The organism is Agilicoccus flavus (assembly GCF_014857905.1).
In the GTDB taxonomy this organism is placed as follows: domain Bacteria; phylum Actinomycetota; class Actinomycetes; order Actinomycetales; family Dermatophilaceae; genus Agilicoccus; species Agilicoccus flavus.
The window spans coordinates 114,176-135,256 of the sequence record NZ_JACYXE010000003.1 but is presented as its reverse complement, the minus strand read 5'-3'; the positions used below and the strand labels follow the sequence as shown (position 1 = coordinate 135,256).

Annotated in this window: 16 protein-coding genes, 1 pseudogene and 2 riboswitches; of the genes and pseudogenes, 7 read left to right on the top strand and 10 right to left on the bottom strand. The window is 75.5% G+C overall.

The window, feature by feature from the left end:
• Window positions 1-20: 20 nt before the first annotated feature.
• Window positions 21-151, bottom strand: a riboswitch (cobalamin riboswitch).
• A gap of 42 nt (window positions 152-193) precedes the next feature.
• The gene (gene putP / locus ICW24_RS06435; RefSeq protein ID WP_226344895.1) at window positions 194-1,696 is read right to left on the bottom strand and encodes a sodium/proline symporter PutP; all 1,503 of its coding nucleotides are present in this window, start codon (window positions 1,694-1,696) and stop codon (window positions 194-196) included.
• 99 nt (window positions 1,697-1,795) lie between these two features.
• On the opposite strand from putP, the gene ICW24_RS06430 reads away from it, so the two are divergent.
• From ICW24_RS06430 to ICW24_RS06420, 3 genes are all read left to right on the top strand, one after another.
• Entirely contained in the window at window positions 1,796-2,737 is a 942-nt protein-coding gene (locus ICW24_RS06430) for an acyl-CoA thioesterase (RefSeq protein ID WP_226344894.1), read from the top strand.
• Between the two features lie 128 nt (window positions 2,738-2,865).
• The gene (locus ICW24_RS06425; RefSeq protein ID WP_226344893.1) at window positions 2,866-4,137 is read left to right on the top strand and encodes an alpha/beta fold hydrolase; all 1,272 of its coding nucleotides are present in this window, start codon (window positions 2,866-2,868) and stop codon (window positions 4,135-4,137) included.
• 252 nt (window positions 4,138-4,389) lie between these two features.
• On the top strand, window positions 4,390-4,776 hold the full coding sequence (locus tag ICW24_RS06420) for a hypothetical protein (RefSeq protein ID WP_226344892.1): 387 nt from the start codon (window positions 4,390-4,392) through the stop codon (window positions 4,774-4,776).
• Here the strand turns inward: ICW24_RS06420 and ICW24_RS06415 are convergent.
• The 9 genes and pseudogenes from ICW24_RS06415 to ICW24_RS06375 form a co-directional block, all read right to left on the bottom strand.
• The gene (locus ICW24_RS06415) at window positions 4,720-5,295 is read right to left on the bottom strand and encodes a nitroreductase family deazaflavin-dependent oxidoreductase (RefSeq protein WP_226344891.1); all 576 of its coding nucleotides are present in this window, start codon (window positions 5,293-5,295) and stop codon (window positions 4,720-4,722) included. The two genes, ICW24_RS06420 and ICW24_RS06415, sit on opposite strands and share 57 nt — an antisense overlap.
• A complete protein-coding gene (locus ICW24_RS06410; protein WP_226344890.1) occupies window positions 5,292-5,984 on the bottom strand; it encodes a response regulator in 693 nt (230 codons plus the stop codon). The genes ICW24_RS06415 and ICW24_RS06410 overlap by 4 nt, the downstream gene beginning before the upstream one ends.
• Window positions 5,972-7,219 (bottom strand): sensor histidine kinase, encoded by a 1,248-nt coding sequence (locus tag ICW24_RS06405; RefSeq protein WP_226344889.1) that lies wholly within the window; start codon window positions 7,217-7,219, stop codon window positions 5,972-5,974. The genes ICW24_RS06410 and ICW24_RS06405 overlap by 13 nt, the downstream gene beginning before the upstream one ends.
• A gap of 98 nt (window positions 7,220-7,317) precedes the next feature.
• The gene (locus tag ICW24_RS06400) at window positions 7,318-7,806 is read right to left on the bottom strand and encodes a DUF6069 family protein (RefSeq protein ID WP_226344888.1); all 489 of its coding nucleotides are present in this window, start codon (window positions 7,804-7,806) and stop codon (window positions 7,318-7,320) included.
• A 109-nt stretch (window positions 7,807-7,915) separates the two neighbouring features.
• Window positions 7,916-10,177, bottom strand: a complete 2,262-nt coding sequence (locus ICW24_RS06395) for a VWA domain-containing protein (RefSeq protein WP_226344887.1) — start codon at window positions 10,175-10,177, stop codon at window positions 7,916-7,918.
• On the bottom strand, window positions 10,174-13,920 hold the full coding sequence (gene cobN / locus ICW24_RS06390; RefSeq protein WP_226345077.1) for a cobaltochelatase subunit CobN: 3,747 nt from the start codon (window positions 13,918-13,920) through the stop codon (window positions 10,174-10,176). Before cobN ends, ICW24_RS06395 begins: the two co-directional genes overlap by 4 nt.
• A gap of 53 nt (window positions 13,921-13,973) precedes the next feature.
• Window positions 13,974-14,049, bottom strand: a riboswitch (cobalamin riboswitch).
• A gap of 50 nt (window positions 14,050-14,099) precedes the next feature.
• The gene (locus ICW24_RS06385; protein WP_226344886.1) at window positions 14,100-14,375 is read right to left on the bottom strand and encodes a hypothetical protein; all 276 of its coding nucleotides are present in this window, start codon (window positions 14,373-14,375) and stop codon (window positions 14,100-14,102) included.
• Between the two features lie 53 nt (window positions 14,376-14,428).
• A pseudogene (locus tag ICW24_RS19900) lies at window positions 14,429-15,136 on the bottom strand (YihY/virulence factor BrkB family protein); the annotation flags it as partial.
• A gap of 759 nt (window positions 15,137-15,895) precedes the next feature.
• Window positions 15,896-16,033, bottom strand: a complete 138-nt coding sequence (locus ICW24_RS06375) for a hypothetical protein (protein ID WP_226344885.1) — start codon at window positions 16,031-16,033, stop codon at window positions 15,896-15,898.
• Between the two features lie 17 nt (window positions 16,034-16,050).
• Here ICW24_RS06375 and ICW24_RS06370 point away from each other — a divergent pair, with 17 nt between their 5' ends.
• The 4 genes from ICW24_RS06370 (at window position 16,051) to ICW24_RS06355 (ending at window position 20,966) form a co-directional block, all read left to right on the top strand.
• Window positions 16,051-16,572: an alpha/beta hydrolase gene (locus ICW24_RS06370; RefSeq protein ID WP_226344884.1), complete on the top strand. Its 522-nt coding sequence runs from the start codon at window positions 16,051-16,053 to the stop codon at window positions 16,570-16,572.
• 355 nt (window positions 16,573-16,927) lie between these two features.
• Window positions 16,928-18,487, top strand: a complete 1,560-nt coding sequence (locus tag ICW24_RS06365; RefSeq protein ID WP_226344883.1) for a ferredoxin-like domain-containing protein — start codon at window positions 16,928-16,930, stop codon at window positions 18,485-18,487.
• Window positions 18,488-18,648: 161 nt separating this feature from the next.
• Window positions 18,649-19,278, top strand: a complete 630-nt coding sequence (locus tag ICW24_RS06360; RefSeq protein WP_226344882.1) for a precorrin-8X methylmutase — start codon at window positions 18,649-18,651, stop codon at window positions 19,276-19,278.
• Window positions 19,275-20,966, top strand: coding sequence for a precorrin-2 C(20)-methyltransferase (locus ICW24_RS06355; protein ID WP_226344881.1), 1,692 nt, complete (start codon window positions 19,275-19,277; stop codon window positions 20,964-20,966). The genes ICW24_RS06360 and ICW24_RS06355 overlap by 4 nt, the downstream gene beginning before the upstream one ends.
• Window positions 20,967-21,081 lie beyond the last annotated feature (115 nt).

The window sequence follows — 21,081 nt, the reverse complement described above, 5'->3', positions numbered from 1 at the left end:
GCCTTCCTCGAAGGTCCGCGCCTTCGGGAACGTGGACGGCCAGAGTTCCTGACTCCCCCGGCGCCGCGATGCGCGGACCGGGGACACAGTGGCGGGACCGTGCCGGCGTCGCACCGGCTTCCTCTGATCCACCGTCCGTGAAGCGGATGGGTGTCGGCCCGCAGGCCGGCTCGCGCAGCCTACCCGAGCCCGCTCATCGAGCGGCGGGCTCCTGCGCCACGGCCAGCTCCGCCAACCGCTTGCTCTCATCGAACTCGGCCTGCGTCGCCGCGTCGGGGCGATACGTGGCCAGGCTCAGACCCACGGCCACGACGAGGTTGGCCACGAAGCCGGGGAGGATCTCGTAGAGCTCGAAGACGCCGCCGGACTGCGCGCCCCAGATGCCGACCACCGCCGCGCCGACGATCATGCCCGCCAGGGCACCGGTCGCGGTGAGCTTGCGCCAGTACAGCGCCAGCAGCACGGTCGGCCCGAACGCGGCGCCGAACCCGGCCCAGGCGAACGCGACGAGCTCGACGATCGTGCCGCCCTTGTTCCACGCCATGGCCGCCGCGACGAGCGAGACCGCGAGAACGGCGAGCCGCCCGAGCAGCACGTACCGCGCGTCGGCCTGCGGCTTGCCGATCACCTTGTAGAGGTCTTCGACGAGCGCCGACGCGGTGACGAGGAGCTGGCTGCTGATCGTGCTCATGATGGCCGCGAGGACCGCAGCGAGCATGAGCCCCGCGATGAGCGGGTGGAAGAGCAGTTGTCCGAGGCGGATGTACACGGTCTCCGGGTCGGCGATGGCGAGCTCGGGGTGCTGGACGAAGTAGGCGATGCCGACGAGCGCGGTGCAGATCGCGCCGACGACGGAGAAGAGCATCCACCCGATGCCGATGCGGCGACCGGCCTTGGCCTCCTGGGCGTTCCGCAGCGCCATGAAGCGCACGATGATGTGTGGCTGGCCGAAGTACCCCAGGCCCCAGGCGAGCGAGGAGATCACGCCGATCGCGGTGGCGCCCCGGATCATGTCGAGGTGCGAGGGGTCCACGTGGCGGATGGCCGTGCCCACCTCGCCGGGGCCGCCCACCGCCACGAGGCCGACGAGCGGCACCGCGACGAGGGCGGTGACCATCATGACGCCCTGGACGAAGTCGGTGTAGCTGACGGCGAGGAAGCCTCCGAAAAGCGTGTACGCCACCGTGACACCAGCGACGACGAGCATGCCGGTGCGGTAGTCGAGCCCGAACGAGCTCTCGAAGAAGACGCCGCCGGCGACCATCCCGGAGCTGACGTAGAACGTGAAGAACACGAGGATGATCGCGCCGGAGGCGATGCGCAGCAGGCGGGAACCGTCGTGCAGGCGGTTCTCGAGGAAACTCGGCACGGTGATGGAGTTGCCGGCGACCTGGGTGTAGGACCGCAGCCGGGGTGCCACGACCTTCCAGTTCACCCACGCGCCGATGGTCAGACCGACGGCGATCCACGCCTCGACGAGCCCGCTCGCGTACACCGCACCAGGCAGGCCCATGAGCAGCCAGCCCGACATGTCCGACGCGCCGGCCGACAGAGCCGCGACGGACGGGGAGAGATCACGACCGCCGAGCATGTAGTCGTCGAGGTCCTGCGTGCGCGTGTAGGACCACCAGCCGATACCGAGCATGGCCACGAGGTAGATCAGCATCGCGGCGATCTGCCACGCGGAGTCGCTCATCGTCGACGTCCTTTCGGGGGAAGCGGAATTCGAGGAAGCCTATCGCCGACCGCGGACTTTCGGCGGGGTCGGTGGCGGACCGGCTGGTATAACTCGGGCGTGCACACTCCGGCCGAGTCCGTCACCCTCCGTTTCCTCGCCGCCCCGACCGACGCCGGGTACACCGGGACCGTCGGCGCGGGCCGCGTGCTCGAGTGGATCGACAAGGCGGGCTACGCCGCGGCCGCCGGGTGGGGGCACACGTACGCCGTCACCGCGTACGTCGGCAACGTGCGCTTCACCCGGCCGATCCCCGTGGGGCACATGGTCGAGGCCCGCGCGCGGATCGTCCTCACCGGCCGCAGCAGCATGCACATCCGCGTCACGGTCGCCTCGGGCGACCCGCGCGAGGGCCGCCTCGAACCGGCCACGGACTGCCTCATGGTCTTCGTTGCGATGGACGCCGACCGTCGGCCGACCCCGGTCGACCAGTTCCGGCCCGACAGCGACGACGAGCGGGAGCTGGAGTCCTCGGCGGCGCGGCGCGTCGGGCTGCGCAGGCAGATCGAGGAGGCGATGGCCGAGCAGACGTACTCCGACGCGGGGACCGCGCCGCGGATCGTCCTGCGGTTCCTTGCCGCGCCGACTGACATCAACTGGGGCGGCAAGGTGCACGGCGGCATCGTCATGCGCTGGATCGACGAGGCCGCGCACGTCCTCGCGACGCGATGGACCGGCAACGCCTCGACGGTCGCCGTGTACACCGGCGGCGTCCGCTTCTACCGGCCCCTGCAGATCGGGCACCTCGTCGAGGTGGAGGCCCGGTTGCTGCTCACCGGCACCTCGAGCATGCACATCAGCGTCCACGTCCGCTCCGGCGACCCGACGACCGGCGCGCTGGAGGAGACGACCCACTGCCTGACGATCTTCGTCGCCCTTGACGAGGACGGCCGCACCGTGCCGGTGCCCGCGTGGGCGCCGGCCTCCGACGAGGACGCGGCGCTCGCGGCGCACGCCCGGCACCTCGTCGAGCTCCGCACCGCCGTCGACGCCGTCTCCTGACGGCCCACCCGGGCGGCCGCGGCCTCGAGCCGCCGCTCCGTCGAGGAGCTCGACAAATCCGTCGATCCCCGCAGGTCGCAGTCCGGGGGCGACGCCACGGCGGCGGGCGTCCCGCCTACCGTGGGTGGGTGACCACGAGCGCCGCCGACCGTTCCCCCGATCCCTTCGCGAAGGCCGGCCGCCTCCGGGACAAGCTCCTCGCCACGCCGGGGCTGCGGACCGTGCACCGGCCGGTGACCTCCGCCTCGGACGCCACGTTCCCGCTGCGCTACGTGCGCACACCGACCACGGCGTCGTCCGGAGCGGGTGGGGCGATCCCGCCCGTGCTGTTCATCCCCGGCGGACCGGGGATGGCGTCGGTGGCGCCCTACTCGTTCCTGCGCGCGCGGGCCGCCGCCCGGGGGCTCGACACGCTCATGGTCGAGCACCGCGGGGTCGGGCTCTCGCGGCGCGACGAGGCCGGGCGCGACCTGCCACCGGCGGCGATCGACATCCGCGCCGTGGTCGGCGACCTCGCGGCGGTCCTCGACGACGCCGGCGTGGGGCGGGCCGTCGTCTACGACGCGAGCTACGGGACCTACCTCGCGCAGGCGTTCGCGGCCGACCACCCCGAGCGCGTGGCCGGGCTCGTCCTCGACTCGCCGATGCTGTCCGCCCGCGACTCGGCGGTCGTCAAGGAGAACCTGCGCTCGATCCTCTGGGCGGGCGACACCCCGGCGACCCGCGAGTCCGCCCGCATCGTGCGCGAGCTGCACGCCGCCGGCACCTACCCCGACGACCCGGGGGCCGCCGTCCCCCGCGCCGTCTACGAGTTCGCCGGGCCGAGGACGTGGGAACACCTCGCGGTCGCCCTGTCCCAGGGGCGCGGCCGCCGGGCCTACGACGAGATCCTGCACCTCACCGCGCGGGAGACGCAGGCGCCGACCCCGTACATCATGGAAATGGACCTCGTCGGGCGGATCGCCTACGAGGAGCTCGACTACGCGCCGGCCCCCGACGGCCTGCCCTTCGACCCGGACGTCGTGCTCGCGCACGTGGGCGAGCGATTCGGGCCGTTCTCCGGTGAGCCGTACGACCTCCCCGCGGCGCTGGCCCGCTTCGCGGGGCCGGTGGCGGTCGTCTCGGGCGAGTACGACCTGCGCACGCCGCGGGTCGTCGCGCAGCGCGCCGTCGACCTCGCCCCGGACGGCATCCTCGTCCCGCTGCGCGGGCTCGGGCACAGCGCGCTCGACTTCCACCCCCTCGCCGCGATCGCCGTGGCCGCGGGCCTCGCGGCGGGCGGCCACCGACGACTGCCGGCGCTCGCCGACCGTATCGCCGCGCTCCCCCGCCCGCTGCCGAGCCGCGGGCTGCAGACGATCTTCCGCGCCCGCATCTCCGCCGCACGGCTGGGGCTGTAGCAGCGGGCCGACGCACCAGCGGAGCGCGACCCGACCGGTCGGGACAGTGGGACGAAGAACCATTCGGGCCGGGTCGATGGCGCGGCCGGAGCAGCTTCCGCGCGAAGGTGCAGGTCAGAGAGTTGGGCCCGGCCGACGGGTCAGGTCGACCCGGCCCGAATGGTTCGTCGACCCCGGAGGAGAGGCGACGGTCGTCAGATGCGGGCCCAGGTGGTCGATCGGAGGCGCGAGACGCGTGATCCGGGAGGCGGGGTGGAGATGGGTGACGGTGACGAGCGGTCGCGGCGACCTGCGGGGTCGGACGGCCGCGCCGTGCGGATGCCGATCGGGCCGCTGACGCCGGGCGATCGGCGCCTGCTGCAGGAACACTGCGGGTACGCGTTCGACTGGCCGCCGTCGGACGGCGCCTCGGTGCCCGCCGCCGCCATGTTCGTCAGCTACGCCCGGCTGGCGCAGCTGCAGGAGGGTGGGTTGCGCGACCTCTTCGACGACCTGCAGTCGATGCGGGCCTCCTACCAGCGGCTCACCGGCGAGACTCCCGTCGGCGACGACTTCCTGGTGCGCGTCGCCCGCACGTCGACCTCACCGCTGGCCCGGGCGTTCCTCGACGCCGGGGGAACGAGTCCGCGCTACGCGTGAGCGGCCGACCGGCCCGGGCGCGCGACCGCCCTCGACGAGGGTGAGGTCGACGACGGGAATTCCGGAGTAGCCGACGTCCCCGGGTGCGACGTGCCGGTCCAGCACGGGGCCGAGGACGCCCCACGCCGCCGGGTGGGCGGCGGCGTAGGCGGACAGGGCGGCCGCACCGTCCCGGGGCGCGAGCACCCGGGCGACGGCGGGGGCGGCGCGGTGCCACCCGACGTCGAGGAGCACGTCGGGGCAGCGCTCGACGTTGCGCAGCCACTGCGCCTGCCGGCCGAGGCCGGCGACGACGCGGTAGGTCGGGGGGTCGGGCCGACCGATGACCTCGAGGACCGCCTCGCGCGGGAGGCCCGAGCGCCGCCCCGTGTGGGTCAGGCGCAGGAAACGTCCCGCGAGCACCCAGCCGAGGCCGGACCGGAAGAGCGGCAAGGGCGCCCGGACGAGCATCGGCGTCCGCAGCACCCGGTCGATGATCGCGGTCCTCGTGCCGGCCGCCCACGCCGTCGCCCGGGTCACAGCAGGCCCGCCTCGTGGGCGAGGACGGCGAGCTGGGTCCGGTTCACGAGGCCGAGCTTCGTCCGCAGGCTCGAGACGTGCGTCTTCACCGTGCTCATGCCGATGTGCTGCTCGCGCGCGATCTGCGCGTTCGACTCGCCGCGGGCGACGGCGAGCGCGACCTCCCGCTCGCGGGGGGTCATGCCGGCCAGGGCCGACCGGGCCCGCGCCCGGGACTCGGCGAGGTCGACCGCCTGGTGGACGAGGCGGCGCGTGATGTCGGGCGAGAGGATCGGCTCCCCCGCGTGGACCCGCTCGACCGCGCGCACGATCTGGGCCGGCTCGGTGTCCTTGACGAGGAACCCGTCGGCCCCGACGCGCAGGGCCGCCATGACGTTCTCGTCGGAGTCGAAGGTCGTGAGCACGATGACGGCAGGGGGCTCCGGGCGGGCGAGCAGGGCCCGCGTGGCCGCGACGCCGTTCACCCTCGGCATCCGCAGGTCCATGAGCACGACGTCCGGCCGCGTCCGCACGACGGCGTCGACCGCCTCGGCCCCGTCGCCGGCCTCCCCGACGACGGACAGGCTGCCGGCCCCGTCGAGCATCATGACGAGGCCGCTGCGCACGAGCGGGTCGTCGTCGACGATGAGCACGCGGATCGGCGCTGCGTCGCCGACCTGCGCATCGCTCCCGGCGCTCAGGTCGGCCATGGCAACCACACCTCCAGCACGAACCGGTCGGATCGCGCGTCCGTCGTCATCGTCCCTCCGAGCAGCGCGACACGCTCGGCGAGACCGAGCAGGCCGGACCCCGACCCGCGGGCCGCGGCCGGTTCAGCGGCGAGTGCGCGATCAGCACCGGGCGCCACGGCCGGGCCGGGCGGCCGAGCGTTCGCCACCACGATGTCGAGGCCGGCGCCCACGCGCCCGTCGATGCTCACCTCGACGTGCGCCCCGGGCGCGTGGCGCCGCGCGTTCGTCAGCGCCTCCTGCACGACGCGGAAGGCGGTCCGGCCCGTCGTCGCGGGCACGGCGGCGGCGTCGCACGCCACTCGCGGCCGCACGGCAGTGCCGGCGGCGCGGGTCTCGTCGACGAGGGCGGGGACGCCGCGCAGGGTCGGCTGGGGCGCGGCCAGGCCCGTCGGGTCGGCGCCGACGTCCGCCGCGCCCCCGGCGGGTCGGCCGCCCGGCGACCCGGTCTCGGGCGCCTCGGGAGGGTCCCGCAGCAGGCCGATGACGTCACGCAGCTCGTCGAGGGCCTGGTGGACCCCCTCGCGGACGACGCCCGCGGCGCGGACGATGCGCTCCGGTGAGGCGTCCGGGCGGTACTCGACCGCCCCGGCGTGCGTGGCGATGAGGGAGAGCCGGTGCGCGAGCACGTCGTGCATCTCGCGGGCGATCCGCGCCCGCTCGGCGCGGCGGGCGAGGTCCACCTTCGCCGCCTGCTCGGTCTCGGCCCGCTCGGCGCGCTCGCACAGCGCGGCGAGCACGTCCTGGCGTGCCCGGGCCCACCGGCCCCAGCCGACGAGCATCGCGTACGCCGCGACGACGAGCAGGGCCCACCACGCCCACGTCAGGCCGGGGTAGGGCCGCCACGCCGCGAGGACGAGGTGCCCGCCGATCCCGACCGCCGCGGCGGCCCCGACGGAGCGCCGGTCGTCGGCCCTCGCGACCCACAGCATGGCGGCGCTCGCGACGGGGGTGGCCACCGGCGAGAGGGCGGCCAGGGCACCGGCGGCGAGGGCCGCCGCGAGCGGAACGCCCGGACGGAAGGGACGGACGGGACGGACGGGACGGACCGGAAGCAACACCAGCAGCGCCAGCAGCGCGAGCAGCACGACGGACACGCCGACGTCGAGCGCGAGCTCCGCCGGTGTCGGTGAGGATCCGAGCGCGGCCACGAGCTGTGCGACGACGAACAAGGCGAGTACGAGGACCGCGGCCATCCCCGCCCGGCGGGATCGAGCGGTCGGTGCCGGCCGACCGTCCGCCCGCCGCAGGCCTGGGTTTCCCTGACACGGGTCCGGCACGGATCCCACGCTACTCACGCCCGACCGACCGGGCTCCGGCGTTCGCCCACGACGGCGCCGGCGGCCGGGCTGCACGTGCACGCGCGTCGGCTGGGGATGCCCACGACGAGGATCGCCGCCACGACCGTGTGCAGCACGGCGAGACCGGCGGCACCCGGGAGGCTCGTCGCTCCGAGGACGCCGAGCAGGGAGAGGGCGTAGACGGTGCCCGCGATCGCGCGCCACACGATCCGGGCGTGGGTCGTCACGGACCGCAGCAGGGCGAACAGCCCCCACCCGGCGAAGCCGGCGCCCAGGCTGACGAGCGTGACGGTCAGGCCGTTCGGGGCGGTCGTCGTCCCGCCGGGGCCGACGACCGAGAGGTCGAGACGCAGGCCGGTGTGCAGCACGGCGTACGTGAGGTTCGCCGCCGCCATCGCGAGCACGACGCTGACCCAGCGGGGGTCGAGGTGCAGGTGCGCCCCGCGGTGGGGGGCGTCGGTCGGGTGTCGTGTCGTCGTCATGCCCCGAGGCTGCGCCCGGGCCGGCGGCGCGCACCACGGTCGTCGGGTCGGTCCGTCCCCGTCGAGCGGGGGAGGGCGCTCCCCGATGGGAGGACCGGGTCGCCGCGCCTCAGGCCGCGCCGGGGTGCCGCCGCGGGCGCGCGGCCGAGGCGAGGTCGACCTCGTCGAGCGGCAGGAGGCGCGCGCCGAGGACGCCGGCGAGGTCGCGGGCCAGGTGCAGGCGCACGCCCCGGGGTGACTCGCAGTCGAGGACGACGCTGCTCACCCCCATCCCGGCGATGCGGGCCGCGGCGGCCCGCGAGCGGGCGACGGCGTTCGCGCCGTGCGTGGCGCGTCCGTCGGTGAGGACGACGAGCAGGGGCCGGCGCAGGGGGTCGCGCGCCTTCTCGCGGCGGATGAGGTCCGCGGCGGCGGTCAGGCCCTCCGCCAGGGGGGTCCGGCCGCCCGTGCGCGCGGCGTCGAGGCGGGCCCGGCCCATCTCGACGCTGCCGGTGGGCGGCAGCAGCACCTGGGCGGCGCCGCGGGCGAAGGTGACGACGGCGACCTTGTCGCGCCGCTGGTAGGCGTCGACGAGGAGCGAGAGGACGGCCGTCTTCACGTCGGCCATGCGCCTGCGCGCCCCCATCGACCCGGACGTGTCGACGCAGAAGACGACGAGGTTGCCCTCCTTGCCCTCGCGCAGGCTGCGGCGCAGGTCGGAGCCGGCGAGGACGAGCGGCGCCGCCACGTCGCCCGCGGCGCGACCCCGGGCGAGCTGCTGCCCGGCCGCCGCGCGGATCGTGTCGCCGACCGCGACGCCGCGGCCGCGCGGATCCGCCGCCGGCACGCCGCGCAGGTGCCGACCGACGGTCGTCAGCGCCCGCGATCGTCGGCCGCCGGCCCCGCGGCCCACCCGGTCGAGGGTGAGGAGGCGGGCCGCGAACGGCGCCCCCGCCCGCTGCGTCGCCTGGGGACGCGCGGCCCCCGGGCCCGCCGGCGCGTCGGGCGTCTCGGGCTCGTCGGGCTCGTCGGGCTCGTGGGGACGGGATGCGTCCTGCGCGCCGTCGGCGCGCTGGGCGCCGTCCGGCCGGTCCGCGTCGGACGCCTCCGACGAGGGCGGCGGCTGCGGCGGCTCCGGCGGCGCGGTGTCCGGGGGCGGTGTTCCCCCGTCGTCCCCGCTCCCGTCGTCGCGTCCGCCGTCGTCACCCGCACCGGGCTCGTCGCGCGCGTCGGGCCCGTCCGGGCCCTGCTCCGGGTCCTGCGGGTCGGGGTCGTCGGGCGGCGGCTCGGGCCCGAGCACGCGGTCGAGGATCTCCTCGAGCTCGGCGGCGGCCGACTCGGGCGTGTCGAAGGGGTTGCGGCGGCGGCGGTGCGGCAGCGCGAGACGGGCGGCCGCGCGGATGTCGCGGTCGGCCACCTGCGCCACGCCTCGCCACGCGGCGTGGGCGAGCGCCGTCCGCGCCGTGACGAGGTCGCCGCGGAGCCCGTCGACGTCGAACTCGGCGCAGATCGTCGCGATCTTCGTCATCGCCGCGTCGGGCAGGCCCACACCGGGCGCGGCGGCCCGGGCGCGCGCGATCCGCTCGGTCAGCCGCTCCTCCGACGCCGCGTACCGCGCCGCGAACCCCGACGGGTCGGCCTCGAAACCGAGGCGGCGCCGCATGACCTCGACGCGGGAGCGGGGGTCGCGGCTCGCGGCGACGTCGACGACGAGCCCGAAGCGGTCGAGGAGCTGCGGGCGCAGATCCCCCTCCTCGGGGTTCATCGTCCCGACGAGGACGAACCGGGCCGCGTGGCCGACGGAGACGCCCTCGCGCTCGACGCGGGCGGTGCCGGTGGCGGCCGCGTCGAGCAGGGTGTCCACGAGGTGGTCGGGCAGGAGGTTGACCTCGTCGACGTAGAGGACCCCGCGGTTCGCGGCGGCGAGCAGCCCCGGCTCGAACGACACCCGCCCGCTCGAGAGCAGGGCGTCGAGGTGCAGCGACCCGACGACGCGGTCCTCGCTCGCACCCACGGGCAGCTCGACGAGCGGCGTCGCGCGCTCGACCGCCGGCACGGCCGTCTCGTGGCGATCGGTGTCGGGGCAGGCCGGGTCGGGGCGGGCCGGGTCGCAGCCGAACCGGCACCCGCGGATGACGGCGTGGCGCGGCAGGACCCGCGCGAGCCCGCGGACCATCGTCGTCTTCGCGGTCCCCTTCTCACCTCGGACGAGGACGCCGCCGATGGCCGGGCTCACGGCCGACAGGCACAGCGCGAGCCCCAGGTCGTCGGCGCCGACCACCGCGGTGAACGGGAAGAGGACCGGTCCCCCGCCCTTGGCGGGTCCGTCGGCCGAGCTCCCGCCGCCGACGCTCCCGACGATGCCGGCGGCGCCGCCGGCCCCGGCCGTCACTTCGCCTCCTCCAGGTCGCCCTCGGTCTGCAGGTAGGCGGTGCGCAGGGCCTCGAGCGTCTCGGGCTCGGGCGCCGCCCACATGCCGCGGTCGACGGCCTCGAGGAGCCGCTCGCTCATCGCGTGCAGCGCCCACGGGTTCGACGCGGCGAGGAACTCGCGGTTCTCCTCGTCGAGGACGTACTCGGCGGTGAGGCGCTCGTACATCCAGTCGGCGACGACGTCGGTCGTCGCGTCGTACCCGAACAGGTAGTCGACGGTCGCCGCCATCTCGAACGCCCCCTTGTACCCGTGGCGGCGCATCGCCTCGAGCCACTTGGGGTTGACGACCCGGGCGCGGAAGACGCGCGAGGTCTCCTCGAGCAGCGTGCGGGTCGCGACGTGCTCGGGGCGGGTGGAGTCGCCGATGTAGGCCTCCGGGGTGGTCCCCGACAGCGCCCGCACCGTCGCCACCATGCCGCCGTGGAACTGGAAGTAGTCGTCGGAGTCGGCGATGTCGTGCTCGCGGGTGTCGATGTTCTTGGCCGCCACGGAGATCCGCCGGTACGCGGCCGTCATCTGTTCGCTCGCGGGCACGCCGGCGAGGTCGCGCCCGTAGGCGAACCCGCCCCACGTCGTGTACACGGCGGCGAGGTCGGCGTCGGTGCGCCAGTCGCGGGAGTCGATGAGCTCGAGCAGGCCCGCGCCGTACGTGCCGGGGCGGGAGCCGAAGATGCGGGTCGTCGCGGCCCGGTGCTCGACCCCGGCCGCCACGTCGGCCTCCACGTGGGCGCGGACGAAGTTCAGCTCGGCCGGCTCGTCCTGCTCGGCCGCGAGCCGCACGGCGTCGTCGAGGAGGGCGACGGCGTGCGGGAACGCGTCGCGGAAGAAGCCGCTGATGCGCAGGGTGACGTCGACCCGCGGCCGGCCGAGCTCCTCGGTCGACACGACCTCGAGGCCCTTGACCCGCCGGGAGGCGTCGTCCCAGACCGGGCGGATCCCGAGCAGCGCGAACGCCTCGCCGATGTCGTCGCCGGCGGTCCGCATCGCCGACGTCCCCCACAGGGACAGGCCCACGGACGCCGGGACCTCGCCGCGGTCGGCCACGTAGCGGGCCACGAGCGACTCGGCGAGGGCGCAGCCCGTCTCGTAGGCGAGGCGGCTGGGGATCGCGCGCGGGTCGACTGCGTAGAAGTTGCGACCGGTCGGCAGGACGTTGACGAGCCCCCGCAGCGGCGAACCCGAGGGCCCCGACGGGACGAAGCCGCCGCCGAGGGCGTGCAGAGCGGCGTCGATCTCGGCGTCGGTCCCGGCGAGGCGGGGCACGACCTCGCTCACGGCGAAGCCCAGGATGGCGCGCACGGCCTCGTGGTCCACTTCGCCGCCGGCGATCGCGGGCCGGGCGGTCGCCGCCACCTCCTCGATCGCGTCCGGCGACCAGCCGCGCGCCTCCATCGCCTCGACGAGGTCGCGCGCCACGGCCTCCACCGCGTCGACGTCGGTGCGGTTGCGGGGCCCGGAGCGCGACTCGTCGAGGCCGAGGGCCTCGCGCAGCCCCGGCAGCGCCTTCGTGCCGCCCCAGAGCTGGCTCGCCTGGAGCATCGCGAGGACGAGGGCCACCCGCGGCTCCCCCTCCGGCGCCTGCCCGAGGATGTGCAGGCCGCCGCGGATCTGGACGTCCTTGATCTCGCACAGCCAGCCGTCGACGTGCAGGACGAGCTCGTCGAAGGCGTCGCCGTCGGCGAGGTCGGGGCCGTCGCCGCGCAGGCCGAGGTCGTGGTCGAGCTTCGCGGCCTGGAGCAGCGTCCAGATCTGCTGGCGGACGGCCGGCGCCTTGGCCGGGTCCATCGCCGACACGATGCCGTACTCGTCGAGGAGTTGCTCGAGGCGGGCGATGTCGCCGTAGCTGTCGGCGCGCGTCATCGGCGGCACGAGGTGGTCGACGAGGACGGCGTGGCCGCGCCGCTTGGCCTGCGTGCCCTCGCCGGGGTCGTTGACGAGGAACGGGTAGACCAGCGGCAGGTCGCCGAGGACGGCGTCCGGCGCGCACGAACTCGACAGGGCCGCCCCCTTGCCGGGCAGCCACTCGAGGTTGCCGTGCTTGCCGATGTGGACCACGGCGTCCGCGCCGAACCCGCCGTCGTCGCCGCGGGCCTGCAGCCACCGGTAGATGCCGAGGTAGTGGTGCGTGGGCGGCAGGTCCGGGTCGTGGTAGATCGCGATCGGGTTCTCGCCGAACCCGCGCGGCGGCTGGACGAAGAGGACGACGTTGCCCGCCCGCAGACCGGCGTAGACGAGGTCGGAGCCGTCGGCCCCCTCGTGGACGTACAGCTCGCCGGGGGCCTCGCCCCACGTGCGCTCGACGTCGGCCCGCAGATCGGCGTCGACGTCGGCGTACCAGCGTCGATAGTCGGCGACGGGCACGCGCAGCGGGTTGTGCGCGAGCTCGTCGTCGGTGAGCCACGCCTGGTCGTAGCCGCCGCGGGCGATGATCGCGTGGATGAGCTCGTCGCCGTTGCCGGACTCGAGGCCCGGGAGGGCGTCGGGGCCGGTCAGCGGGCCGACGTCGTACCCGGCCTCCGCCATCGCCCGGATGAGGGCGATCGTGCTGGCGGGGGTGTCGAGGCCGACGGCGTTGCCGATGCGGGCGTGCTTCGTCGGGTACGCCGACAGGACGAGGGCGACGCGCCGCTGCGAGACCGGCACGTGCCGCAGGCGGCCGTGGGCGACGGCGATCCCCGCAGCGCGGGCGCACCGCTCCGGGTCGGGGACGTAGCGCGGCAGCCCGGCCGGGTCGTCGGGGTCGATCTCCTTGAACGAGAACGGGACCGAGATGATCCGGCCGTCGAACTCGGGCACGGCGATCTGCGTGGCCGCGTCGAGCGGGCTGACGCCGTCGCCGTTCGCCTCCCACTGCGCGCGGCTGTTCGTCAGTGCGAACGCCTGGATGATCGGCACGTCGAGGTCGGCGAGTGCCCCCGCGTCCCAGGCCTCGTCGTCGCCGCCCGCCTGGGCGGCGGCGGGGGTCGAGCCACCGGCGGCGAGCACGGTGGTGACGATCGCGTCGGCCTCACGCAGGGTCGCCAGCAGCTCGGCCTCGGGCGCACGCAGCGACGCGACGTACAGCGGCATGGCCCGCCCGCCGGCGGCCTCGACGGCGTCGGCCAGGGCGGCGACGAAGTCGGTGTTGCCGCTCATGTGGTGGGCCCGGTAGTAGAGGATCGCGACCGTCGGCCGCGACGTCTCGGCTCCTCGCCACGCCCGGCAGGCGGCGACGCCGCACGCGCTGCGCGGTCCGGGGGTCGCGGCGCAGGCGCCCGTGCACCCCAACGATCCCCACGAGGGGGCGCTGGAGGGCGGGTCGAACCCGAGGCCGGTGAACAGGACGGTGTCGGAGAGGAACGCGCCGAGCCGGCCGAGGTTCTCGGTGCCGCCGTGCGCGAGGTAGGCGTGGGCCTGGGCGGCGATGCCGGCGGGCACGGTCGAGGCGCTCATCAGCTCGGCGTCGGGGGCCTGCTCGCCGGTGAGGACGACGACGGGCCGCGGCTGGTCGGGCGCGAGCAGCGCGTCGAGGCCCTCCTCCCAGGCGCGGCGCCCACCGAGGAGGCGGACGACGACGAGGTCGGTCCCTTCCAGGAAATCGGGCAGGTCCTGCACGGACGTGCGGGTCGGGTTGGCGTAGCGCCACCCGACCGGCGCGTCGGCCTCGTTCGCGGCGCGCGCGGAGAGCAGGTCGGTGTCGGAGGTCGACAACAGCAGGAACACGTGGCTCACGCCTCTCTCGGGGTCCGCGCCCCGAACCGGGATGGGACGGCCGGGAGTCTCTGGCTGCCGCGGACGCTCGTGCCGCGGGACACAGTGGCGGGACCGCGCCGGACTCGCACCGGCTTCCTCCCCCATGGCCGTCCAACGTCGGGGCCGGATCCGACCCCGACGCGACAGTATCAGCGGGTCGAGGTCGACCCCCGGGAGCGGGACGGCGTGCGGGGGCGGCGGCGGGCCGTGCCGTGCCTCCCGTCGCGGTCGAAGGAGACGTCGACGTTCTGGAACCCCTTGAGCGACTGGGTCTCGACGAGGTGGGTGTAGGCGAGCCGGTCGGCCGGGGTGAGCTCGACCCGGTCCGACATCGGCGTGAGCAGTGCCCGCGGGTAGAGGCGGCGGTCGAGGACGACGTCGAGCTCCATGCACAGGACGAGGGCCATTGACGCGATGTAAGCCACGCCATGAGACCGAGGACGAGCGCGAACACCCCCTCGGTCGCGCCCACGCGGCCGACGTACCCGCGGATGAACAGACCTCCGCCCGCCTGCAGGGCCTGCCAGAGCACGGCCGCGAGGATCGCCCCGGGCCAGACCTGGCGCCACCGCAGGTCGAGGGCCGTGCCGATCCGCGCGACGAGGGCGAAGAGGAGCCCCGAGAGCACGAGCGACCCGGCGAGCGCGAACGCCTGGGTGCCGCCGGAGAGGCGGTTGGTCGTCGACTCGAGGGCGCCGCCGACCTGCGAGAGGACCGTCGTCGCGAGGACGAACAGCCCGAGGCAGCACAGGAGCACCACGCTCTTGAGGCGCAACACGACCGGGTTGGGGCGTTGGCTGCGGCGGACGTTCCAGGCGACGTTCATCGCGTTCTGGATGGCCGTGGCGACGGCGATCGACCCGTACGTGGCGCCCGCGACGCCGATCGCCACGGCCGAGACGTCCCCCGTCAGGGCCCGGCGCTGGATCTGGGGCCCGAGCACCGGCACCTGCTGGACGGCCGAGTCGATGATGGCGTCCTGCAGCGCCGGTTGGCTCTGCAGGACGAAACCGAGCACCGACGCGAGCAGCAGGAACATGGGGAAGATGGAGAACGCCGCGTAGAACGCGATGAGCGCCCCGAGGTAGGCGCCCTGGTCGTCGAGGAACTTGTAGAGGACGGCGAGGGGCACCCCGAACGCCGGGTGACAGCGGTGGAAGGCGTCCAGCCGGTGAAGGACCGACATGATCGGCGTCCTGGGGGTCGGGCCCGCGGGCGGGCGGAGGGGCGACGAGTGATGTTCTCACGTCGACGGGTTCGCCGGTGCCGCGAGCGAGGCTCGCCGAGGTGTCCGCGGAGCACGTGCGGGGGACGCGGGAGCGCGGCGGGGTACGGCCGGGTGCGTCGGAGGGTGGTCTGCCGGTACGCCCTTCGACCGGGTCTGGTCCGGGCGCGGGCCGCCGCGGTGTCATCGACGGGTGCGGAGACGTTCACCCCGTCCGGGGCGGCCCGTCCGCACGGACCACGACGCTCACGAAGGAGAACCTCATGCCACTCACCCGACGACAGGTGGTTCGCGACAGCAGTGTGGCGGCGCTGGGGGCGGTGGCCTTCGGCGCGAGCGCCACCGGGGCGACCCGCGCCGACGCCGCAGCGACGACGCCGCCGACCCCGGCCCGCGGCCCCGGCGGACGCGACGGCTACACCTTCGAGCTCGACGAGTCGGTGACGCGGTCGCGGGTGCGGTTCCGCAACCGGTACGGGATCGAGGTCGCCGGCGACCTGTACGTCCCACGCGGCGCTCGCCGCCGCGGCCGGCGTTGGCGATCAGCGGGCCGTTCGGCGCCGTCAAGGAGCAGTCGTCGGGCCTGTACGCGAACGAGCTCGCGCGTCGGGGGTTCGTCACGCTCGCCTTCGACCCCTCCTTCACCGGGCAGAGCGGTGGTCGGGTTCGCGACGTGGGATCCCCCGAGATCTTCACCGAGGACTTCAGCGCCGCCGTCGATCACCTCGGGCTGGCCGGCGTCGTGGATCGCGACCGCATCGGGGCGCAGGCGATCTGCGGACTGAGCGGCATGGCGATCACCGCGGCGAGCGGCGACAGCCGCATCAAGGCGGTCGCCGCCTGCTCCATGTACGACATGGCCCGGAGCATGTCCCGTGGCCACGAGGACTCGTACGGACGCCCAGCGGCGCCGGATCATCGACCACCTCAGCGCGCAGCGCTGGGTCGACGCCGAGAAGGGCCGTGTCGCGCGCGGACCCCACGAGATCGCGTTCGACGCCCGCGGCGAGATCGTCACGGGGAACCGGGTGCTCCCGCGGACGCTGCCGGCCGACGCGGACCCGGTCACGTCCGCGTTCTTCGACTACTACCGGACGGATCGCGGCTACCACCCGCGCTCGATCAACTCGACCACCGCGTGGACGGCCACCACGCCGATGCCCTTCTTCGAGTTCGACCTCATGAGTCACCTCGAGCTGGTCGCCCCGCGCCCCGTCATGCTCGTGGCCGGAGCCGACGCGCACTCGCGTTACTACTCCGAGGACGTGAAGAAGCGAGCTCCCGAGGTCGTCGACCTCGTCGTCGTCCCCGACGCCGACCACGTCGACCTGTACGACCGGTTCGACAGGATCCCGTTCGACCGGCTCGAGGCGTTCTTCGGCGACCACCCGGGGTGAGCCGCGGTGGCCCCGGTCGTCCGGGCGGCGGGACGGGGCCGGAGTGTGGCGGGCAGCGGCACCTAAGCTCGTCCCCGTGTCCGCAGCTCGTCCTACCCCCGAGAACCCGGCCGCCGCACCAGCGGCGAACACAGGTGAGCTTGCGAGCCGCAGTGAGCGCGACAGTCGGCATCCAGCGGCGAACACAGGTGGGCTTGCGAGCCGCAGTGAGCGCGACAGTCGGCATCCAGCGGCGAACGCAGGCGAGCTCGCGAGCCGCAGTGAGCGCGACAATCGCCCTCCAGCGGCGAACGCAGGCGAGCTCGCGAGCCGCAGTGAGGTCGACCTGCGGAACCGGGTGGGGGTGGTCGGGGGCGTGCGCGCCGGCGACGACCACTGCCCCGGCGTCGTGCGCCTCCACGAGGCGGCGGACGGTCCCCTCGCCCGGCTTCGGATCCCCGGCGGGCTGCTCACCGCCGCTCAGGCGGGCGCGCTCGCGGACGTCGCCGACGAGCTCGGTGACGGGCGGGTGCGGCTCACCGCGCGCGGGAACGTCGAGCTGCGGGCGATCCGCGACGCGACCGCCCTCACGGACGCGCTGAGCGACGCGGGGCTGCTGCCGTCGGTGGAGCGCGACCGGGTGCGGAACGTCGTCGCCACCCCCCTGGCCGGCCTGGACGGCCGGGGCCACGCCGACGCGACCTCGTGGATCGCGCTCGTGGGCGCCCTCGACGCCGCCCTCGTCGGCGAGCACGGCCCCGCCGGGCTCTCCGGCCGGTTCCTCTTCGGTCTCGACGACGGCCGGGGCGACGTCGCCGCCCTGCGGCCCGACGTCCTCGCCACGCTGACCGGCGACGGACGCGCGAGCCTCACCGTCGACGGCGGGGGCGATGCGGTCGTCCTGGGCCGTGACGCGGTGCCCGCCGCCCTCGTCGCCTCGGCCGTCGCGTTCGTCGCGTGCACGGCCGGGGCGACCGGCGACACCCCGACGGCGTGGCGGCTGCGCGACCGGCCCGGCGACGATGCCCTGCGCACGCGGCTTCTCGACGCGGCGCGCGCGGCCGCCTCCGGCGCGGCGGCGACGCCCGCCGCGGCGGGGGACGCGTCTGTCAGGACCGAGGCTGCCGATCTGACGGACACGGCCGGCGCTGCCCACGTGGCCGAACCGGCCGGGACCGCCCACGTCGCCGCGCACACGGAGAACCCTGAGGTCGCCGGGAAGACCGAGCCTTCCCAGCTCGCCGGAACGACCCAGCCTGTCGACGTCGCCGGAACGACCGAGCCTGCCGACGTCGCCGGAACGAGCGGGCGTGTCGACGCCGCCGGAACCAGCGGGCGTGTCGGCGCATCCGGCCGGGCGGCGACGCCCGGGGATGCGGCGACCGACGCGACGACCGGCACCGCGGCGACGGACGCGCCGGCCGCCGGCAGCGGGATCCGCCCGGGCCCCTTCGACGGGCCGACCGGCGGGGGCCTGGTCGCGCTCCTGCCACTCGGCGAGTGCGGGACGCCGGCGTGGCGGGCGGTGGCGGCCCTCGCCGCGGCCGGCGACGGGGTGGTGCGCACGACCTCCGAGCGCGGCGTCGTCGTCGCCGGGTTCCCGACCGCCCATGCTGGCGCCGCCCTCGCCGCGTGGGCGCGGGCCGGCCTTGTCGTCGACGCCGACGACCCGATGGACGGGGTGAGCGCCTGCGTCGGGCGGCCGGGGTGCGCCCGCGCCCGCGCCGACGTGCGCGCCATGGCCCGGGCCGGCCTCGCAGCCCGTTCGCGGGTGGCCCCGGGCGAGCGCCCGCTTGTCCACTTCTCGGCGTGCGAGCGCCGCTGCGGGCACCCCGGCGTCGTCCACGACGAGGTCGTCGTCGCCGCCGACGGCATCGACGTCGGCGTGTGGCGCCCGCCCGCCGAGCCGGGCGACCGCCCCGGCGCCGACGGGTGAGGCGGTCCGCGCGCACCCCGACGGCGCGCGGCCCGGCCCGGGTGGGGCATCATCGCCGATGACGTCGGCGCACCCCGCCGCGCCGGCGCACCGCGCCACCCCGCCCGCCGCACGACCCCGTGCCGGCAGCCCATCGCAGCATCCCCGCAGGAAGGACGACGGTGAAGCACGACTACGTGACCGACGGCGCCGAGATCTATCGGCGCTCCTTCGCGACCATCCGCGCGGAGGCGGACCTGTTCGGGCTGACCCCGGACGAGGCGCGGGTCGCGGTGCGGATGATCCACGCGAGCGGCCAGGTCGACCTCGTCGACGACATCGCCTTCTCCCCCGGCGCCGTCGCCGCCGGCATGGCCGCGCTGCGCGCCGGGGCGCCGATCCTCACCGACGTCCACATGGTCGCGAGCGGCGTGACCCGGCGGCGGCTGCCCGCCGACAACGACGTCGTCTGCGCCCTGAACGACCCCGCCGTCACCGAGATCGCGACTCGCATCGGCAACACGCGCACCGCGGCCGCCGTCGAGCTGTGGCGGGACCGCCTCGACGGCGCGGTCGTCGCGATCGGCAACGCCCCCACGGCCCTCTTCCACCTGCTCGAGCGGCTCGCCGAGTGGGACGTGCGGCCCGCCGTCGTGCTCGGGATCCCCGTCGGGTTCATCGGCGCCGCCGAGTCGAAGGTCGCTCTCGCCGAGAACGACCTCGGCCTGGAGTACGTCGTCGTCCACGGCCGCCGGGGCGGGTCCGCGATCACGTGCGGCGCCCTCAACGCCCTCGCGAGCACGAAGGAGTGAACGTGACCGCGCCGCCCACCTCACCCGGCACCCTCGTCGGGGTCGGCGTCGGCCCCGGCGACCCGATGCTGCTCACCCTCGCCGCCGTCGACGCGATCACCCGCGCGGACGTCGTCGCGTTCCACAGCGCCCGGCACGGAGTCTCCGTCGCCCGCGGCATCGTCGAGGCGCACCTGCGCCCCGACCACGTGGAGGAGCACCTCGTCTACCCGGTGACGACCGAGGCGACGACCCACCCGGGCGGTTACGCCGGGGCGCTCGCCGATTTCTACGACGCGGCGACGGCGCGCCTCGCCGAACATCTGGCGGCGGGCCGGAGCGTCGCCCTGCTCGCCGAGGGCGACCCGTTCGTCCACTCCTCCTACCAGCATCTGCACGCCCGCCTCGCCGACCGGTTCCCCACGCGGGTCGTCCCGGGGATCAGCTCGATCACCGCGGTCGGCGCGAGCCTGGGCCGCCCCCTCGTCGAGTCGACGGAGACGCTGTCGGTCCTGCCCGGCACGCTCGGCGAGGAGGAGCTCGCCGCCCGCCTCGGGGAGGCCGACGCGGCCGTCGTCATGAAGCTCGGCCGCACGTTCTCGACGGTCCGCGCGGCGCTCGCCCGCGTCGGCCGCCTCGAGGACGCCTGGTACGTCGAGCGGGCGAGCACGCCCCGCGAACGGGTGCTCCGGGTCGTCGACGTCGACCCGGCGCAGGTCCCCTACTTCTCGCTCGTCGTGCTGCCCTCCCGCACCGGCGACCCGGCCGCCAAGCGCGCCCTCGACGCGGCGCGCCACGCGGCCGCGCGGGAGATCGACGCCACCGGGGCGGACGTGACGGCGGTCGCGCCCACGGTTCGGGAGACCGTCGACGCCTCCGCCGGCGACGGCCCCGCCGCCACGGGTTCCGACGCCACCGAGTCCGACGCCACCGGATCCGACCCCGGCGAGAGCGTAGCGGTCGGCGAGGTGGCCGTCGTCGGGCTCGGTCCGGCGGGCCCGCTGTGGCTCACCCCCGAGGCGAAGGCGGCGCTGCAGGCGGCCACCGACGTCGTCGGCTACACGACCTACGTGCGCCGGGTGCCCGCCCGGCCCGGGCTCGCCCGCCACGACAGCGACAACAAGGTCGAGTCCGAGCGGGCCGAGTTCGCGCTCGACCTCGCCGCCCGCGGCCACCGGGTCGTCGTCGTCTCCTCCGGCGACCCCGGCGTCTTCGCCATGGCGAGCGCCGTCCTCGAGGTCGCTTGCGAGCCGGCCTACGCCGACGTTCCCGTCCGGATCCTCCCCGGGATGACCGCGGCGCACGCGGCCGCCGCCCGTGTCGGGGCGCCGCTGGGCCACGACTACGCGACGATCTCGCTCTCCGACCGGCTCAAGCCGTTCGACGTCGTCCGGGAACGTGTGCGCGCCGCCGCTCGGGCCGACCTCGTCATCGCGATGTACAACCCGGCCAGCCGGGAACGCACGTGGCAGGTGGGCACGATCCGCGAGGACCTCCTCGCGATCCGCGACCCGTCGACGCCGGTCGTCGTCGCCCGCGCCGTCGGCGCACCCGACGAGTGCGTCCGCGTGACGACGCTCGGCGAGCTCGACCCGGACGTCGTCGACATGCGCACGCTGCTGCTCGTCGGGTCGAGCCGAACGGTGGCGGCCCGGCGTGGGAGCAACGGGCAGGACGTCGTCTACACCCCGCGCCGCTACCCGGGCTGACGCGCCCGAGTCGGCCGGGGGCGGGATCACTGTCGCGTTCGGCAGGACTCGCACGGTCGCCCTACCTCACCGCTACGCGCGGCGCCGGGTGACAGGCCCACGTACGTTGGGGAGG

Excerpts from the sequence above, each read along its gene's own strand:
- ICW24_RS06405 (WP_226344889.1), bottom strand. The coding sequence starts at position 7,219 with ATGGCCGCGGTCCTCGTACTCGCCTTGTTCGTCGTCGCACAGCTCGTG.
- putP (WP_226344895.1), bottom strand. The coding sequence starts at position 1,696 with ATGAGCGACTCCGCGTGGCAGATCGCCGCGATGCTGATCTACCTCGTG.
- ICW24_RS06410 (WP_226344890.1), bottom strand. The coding sequence starts at position 5,984 with ATGGCCGACCTGAGCGCCGGGAGCGATGCGCAGGTCGGCGACGCAGCG.
- ICW24_RS06400 (WP_226344888.1), bottom strand. The coding sequence starts at position 7,806 with ATGACGACGACACGACACCCGACCGACGCCCCCCACCGCGGGGCGCAC.
- ICW24_RS06375 (WP_226344885.1), bottom strand. The coding sequence starts at position 16,033 with ATGTCGTACATGGAGCAGGCGGCGACCGCCTTGATGCGGCTGTCGCCG.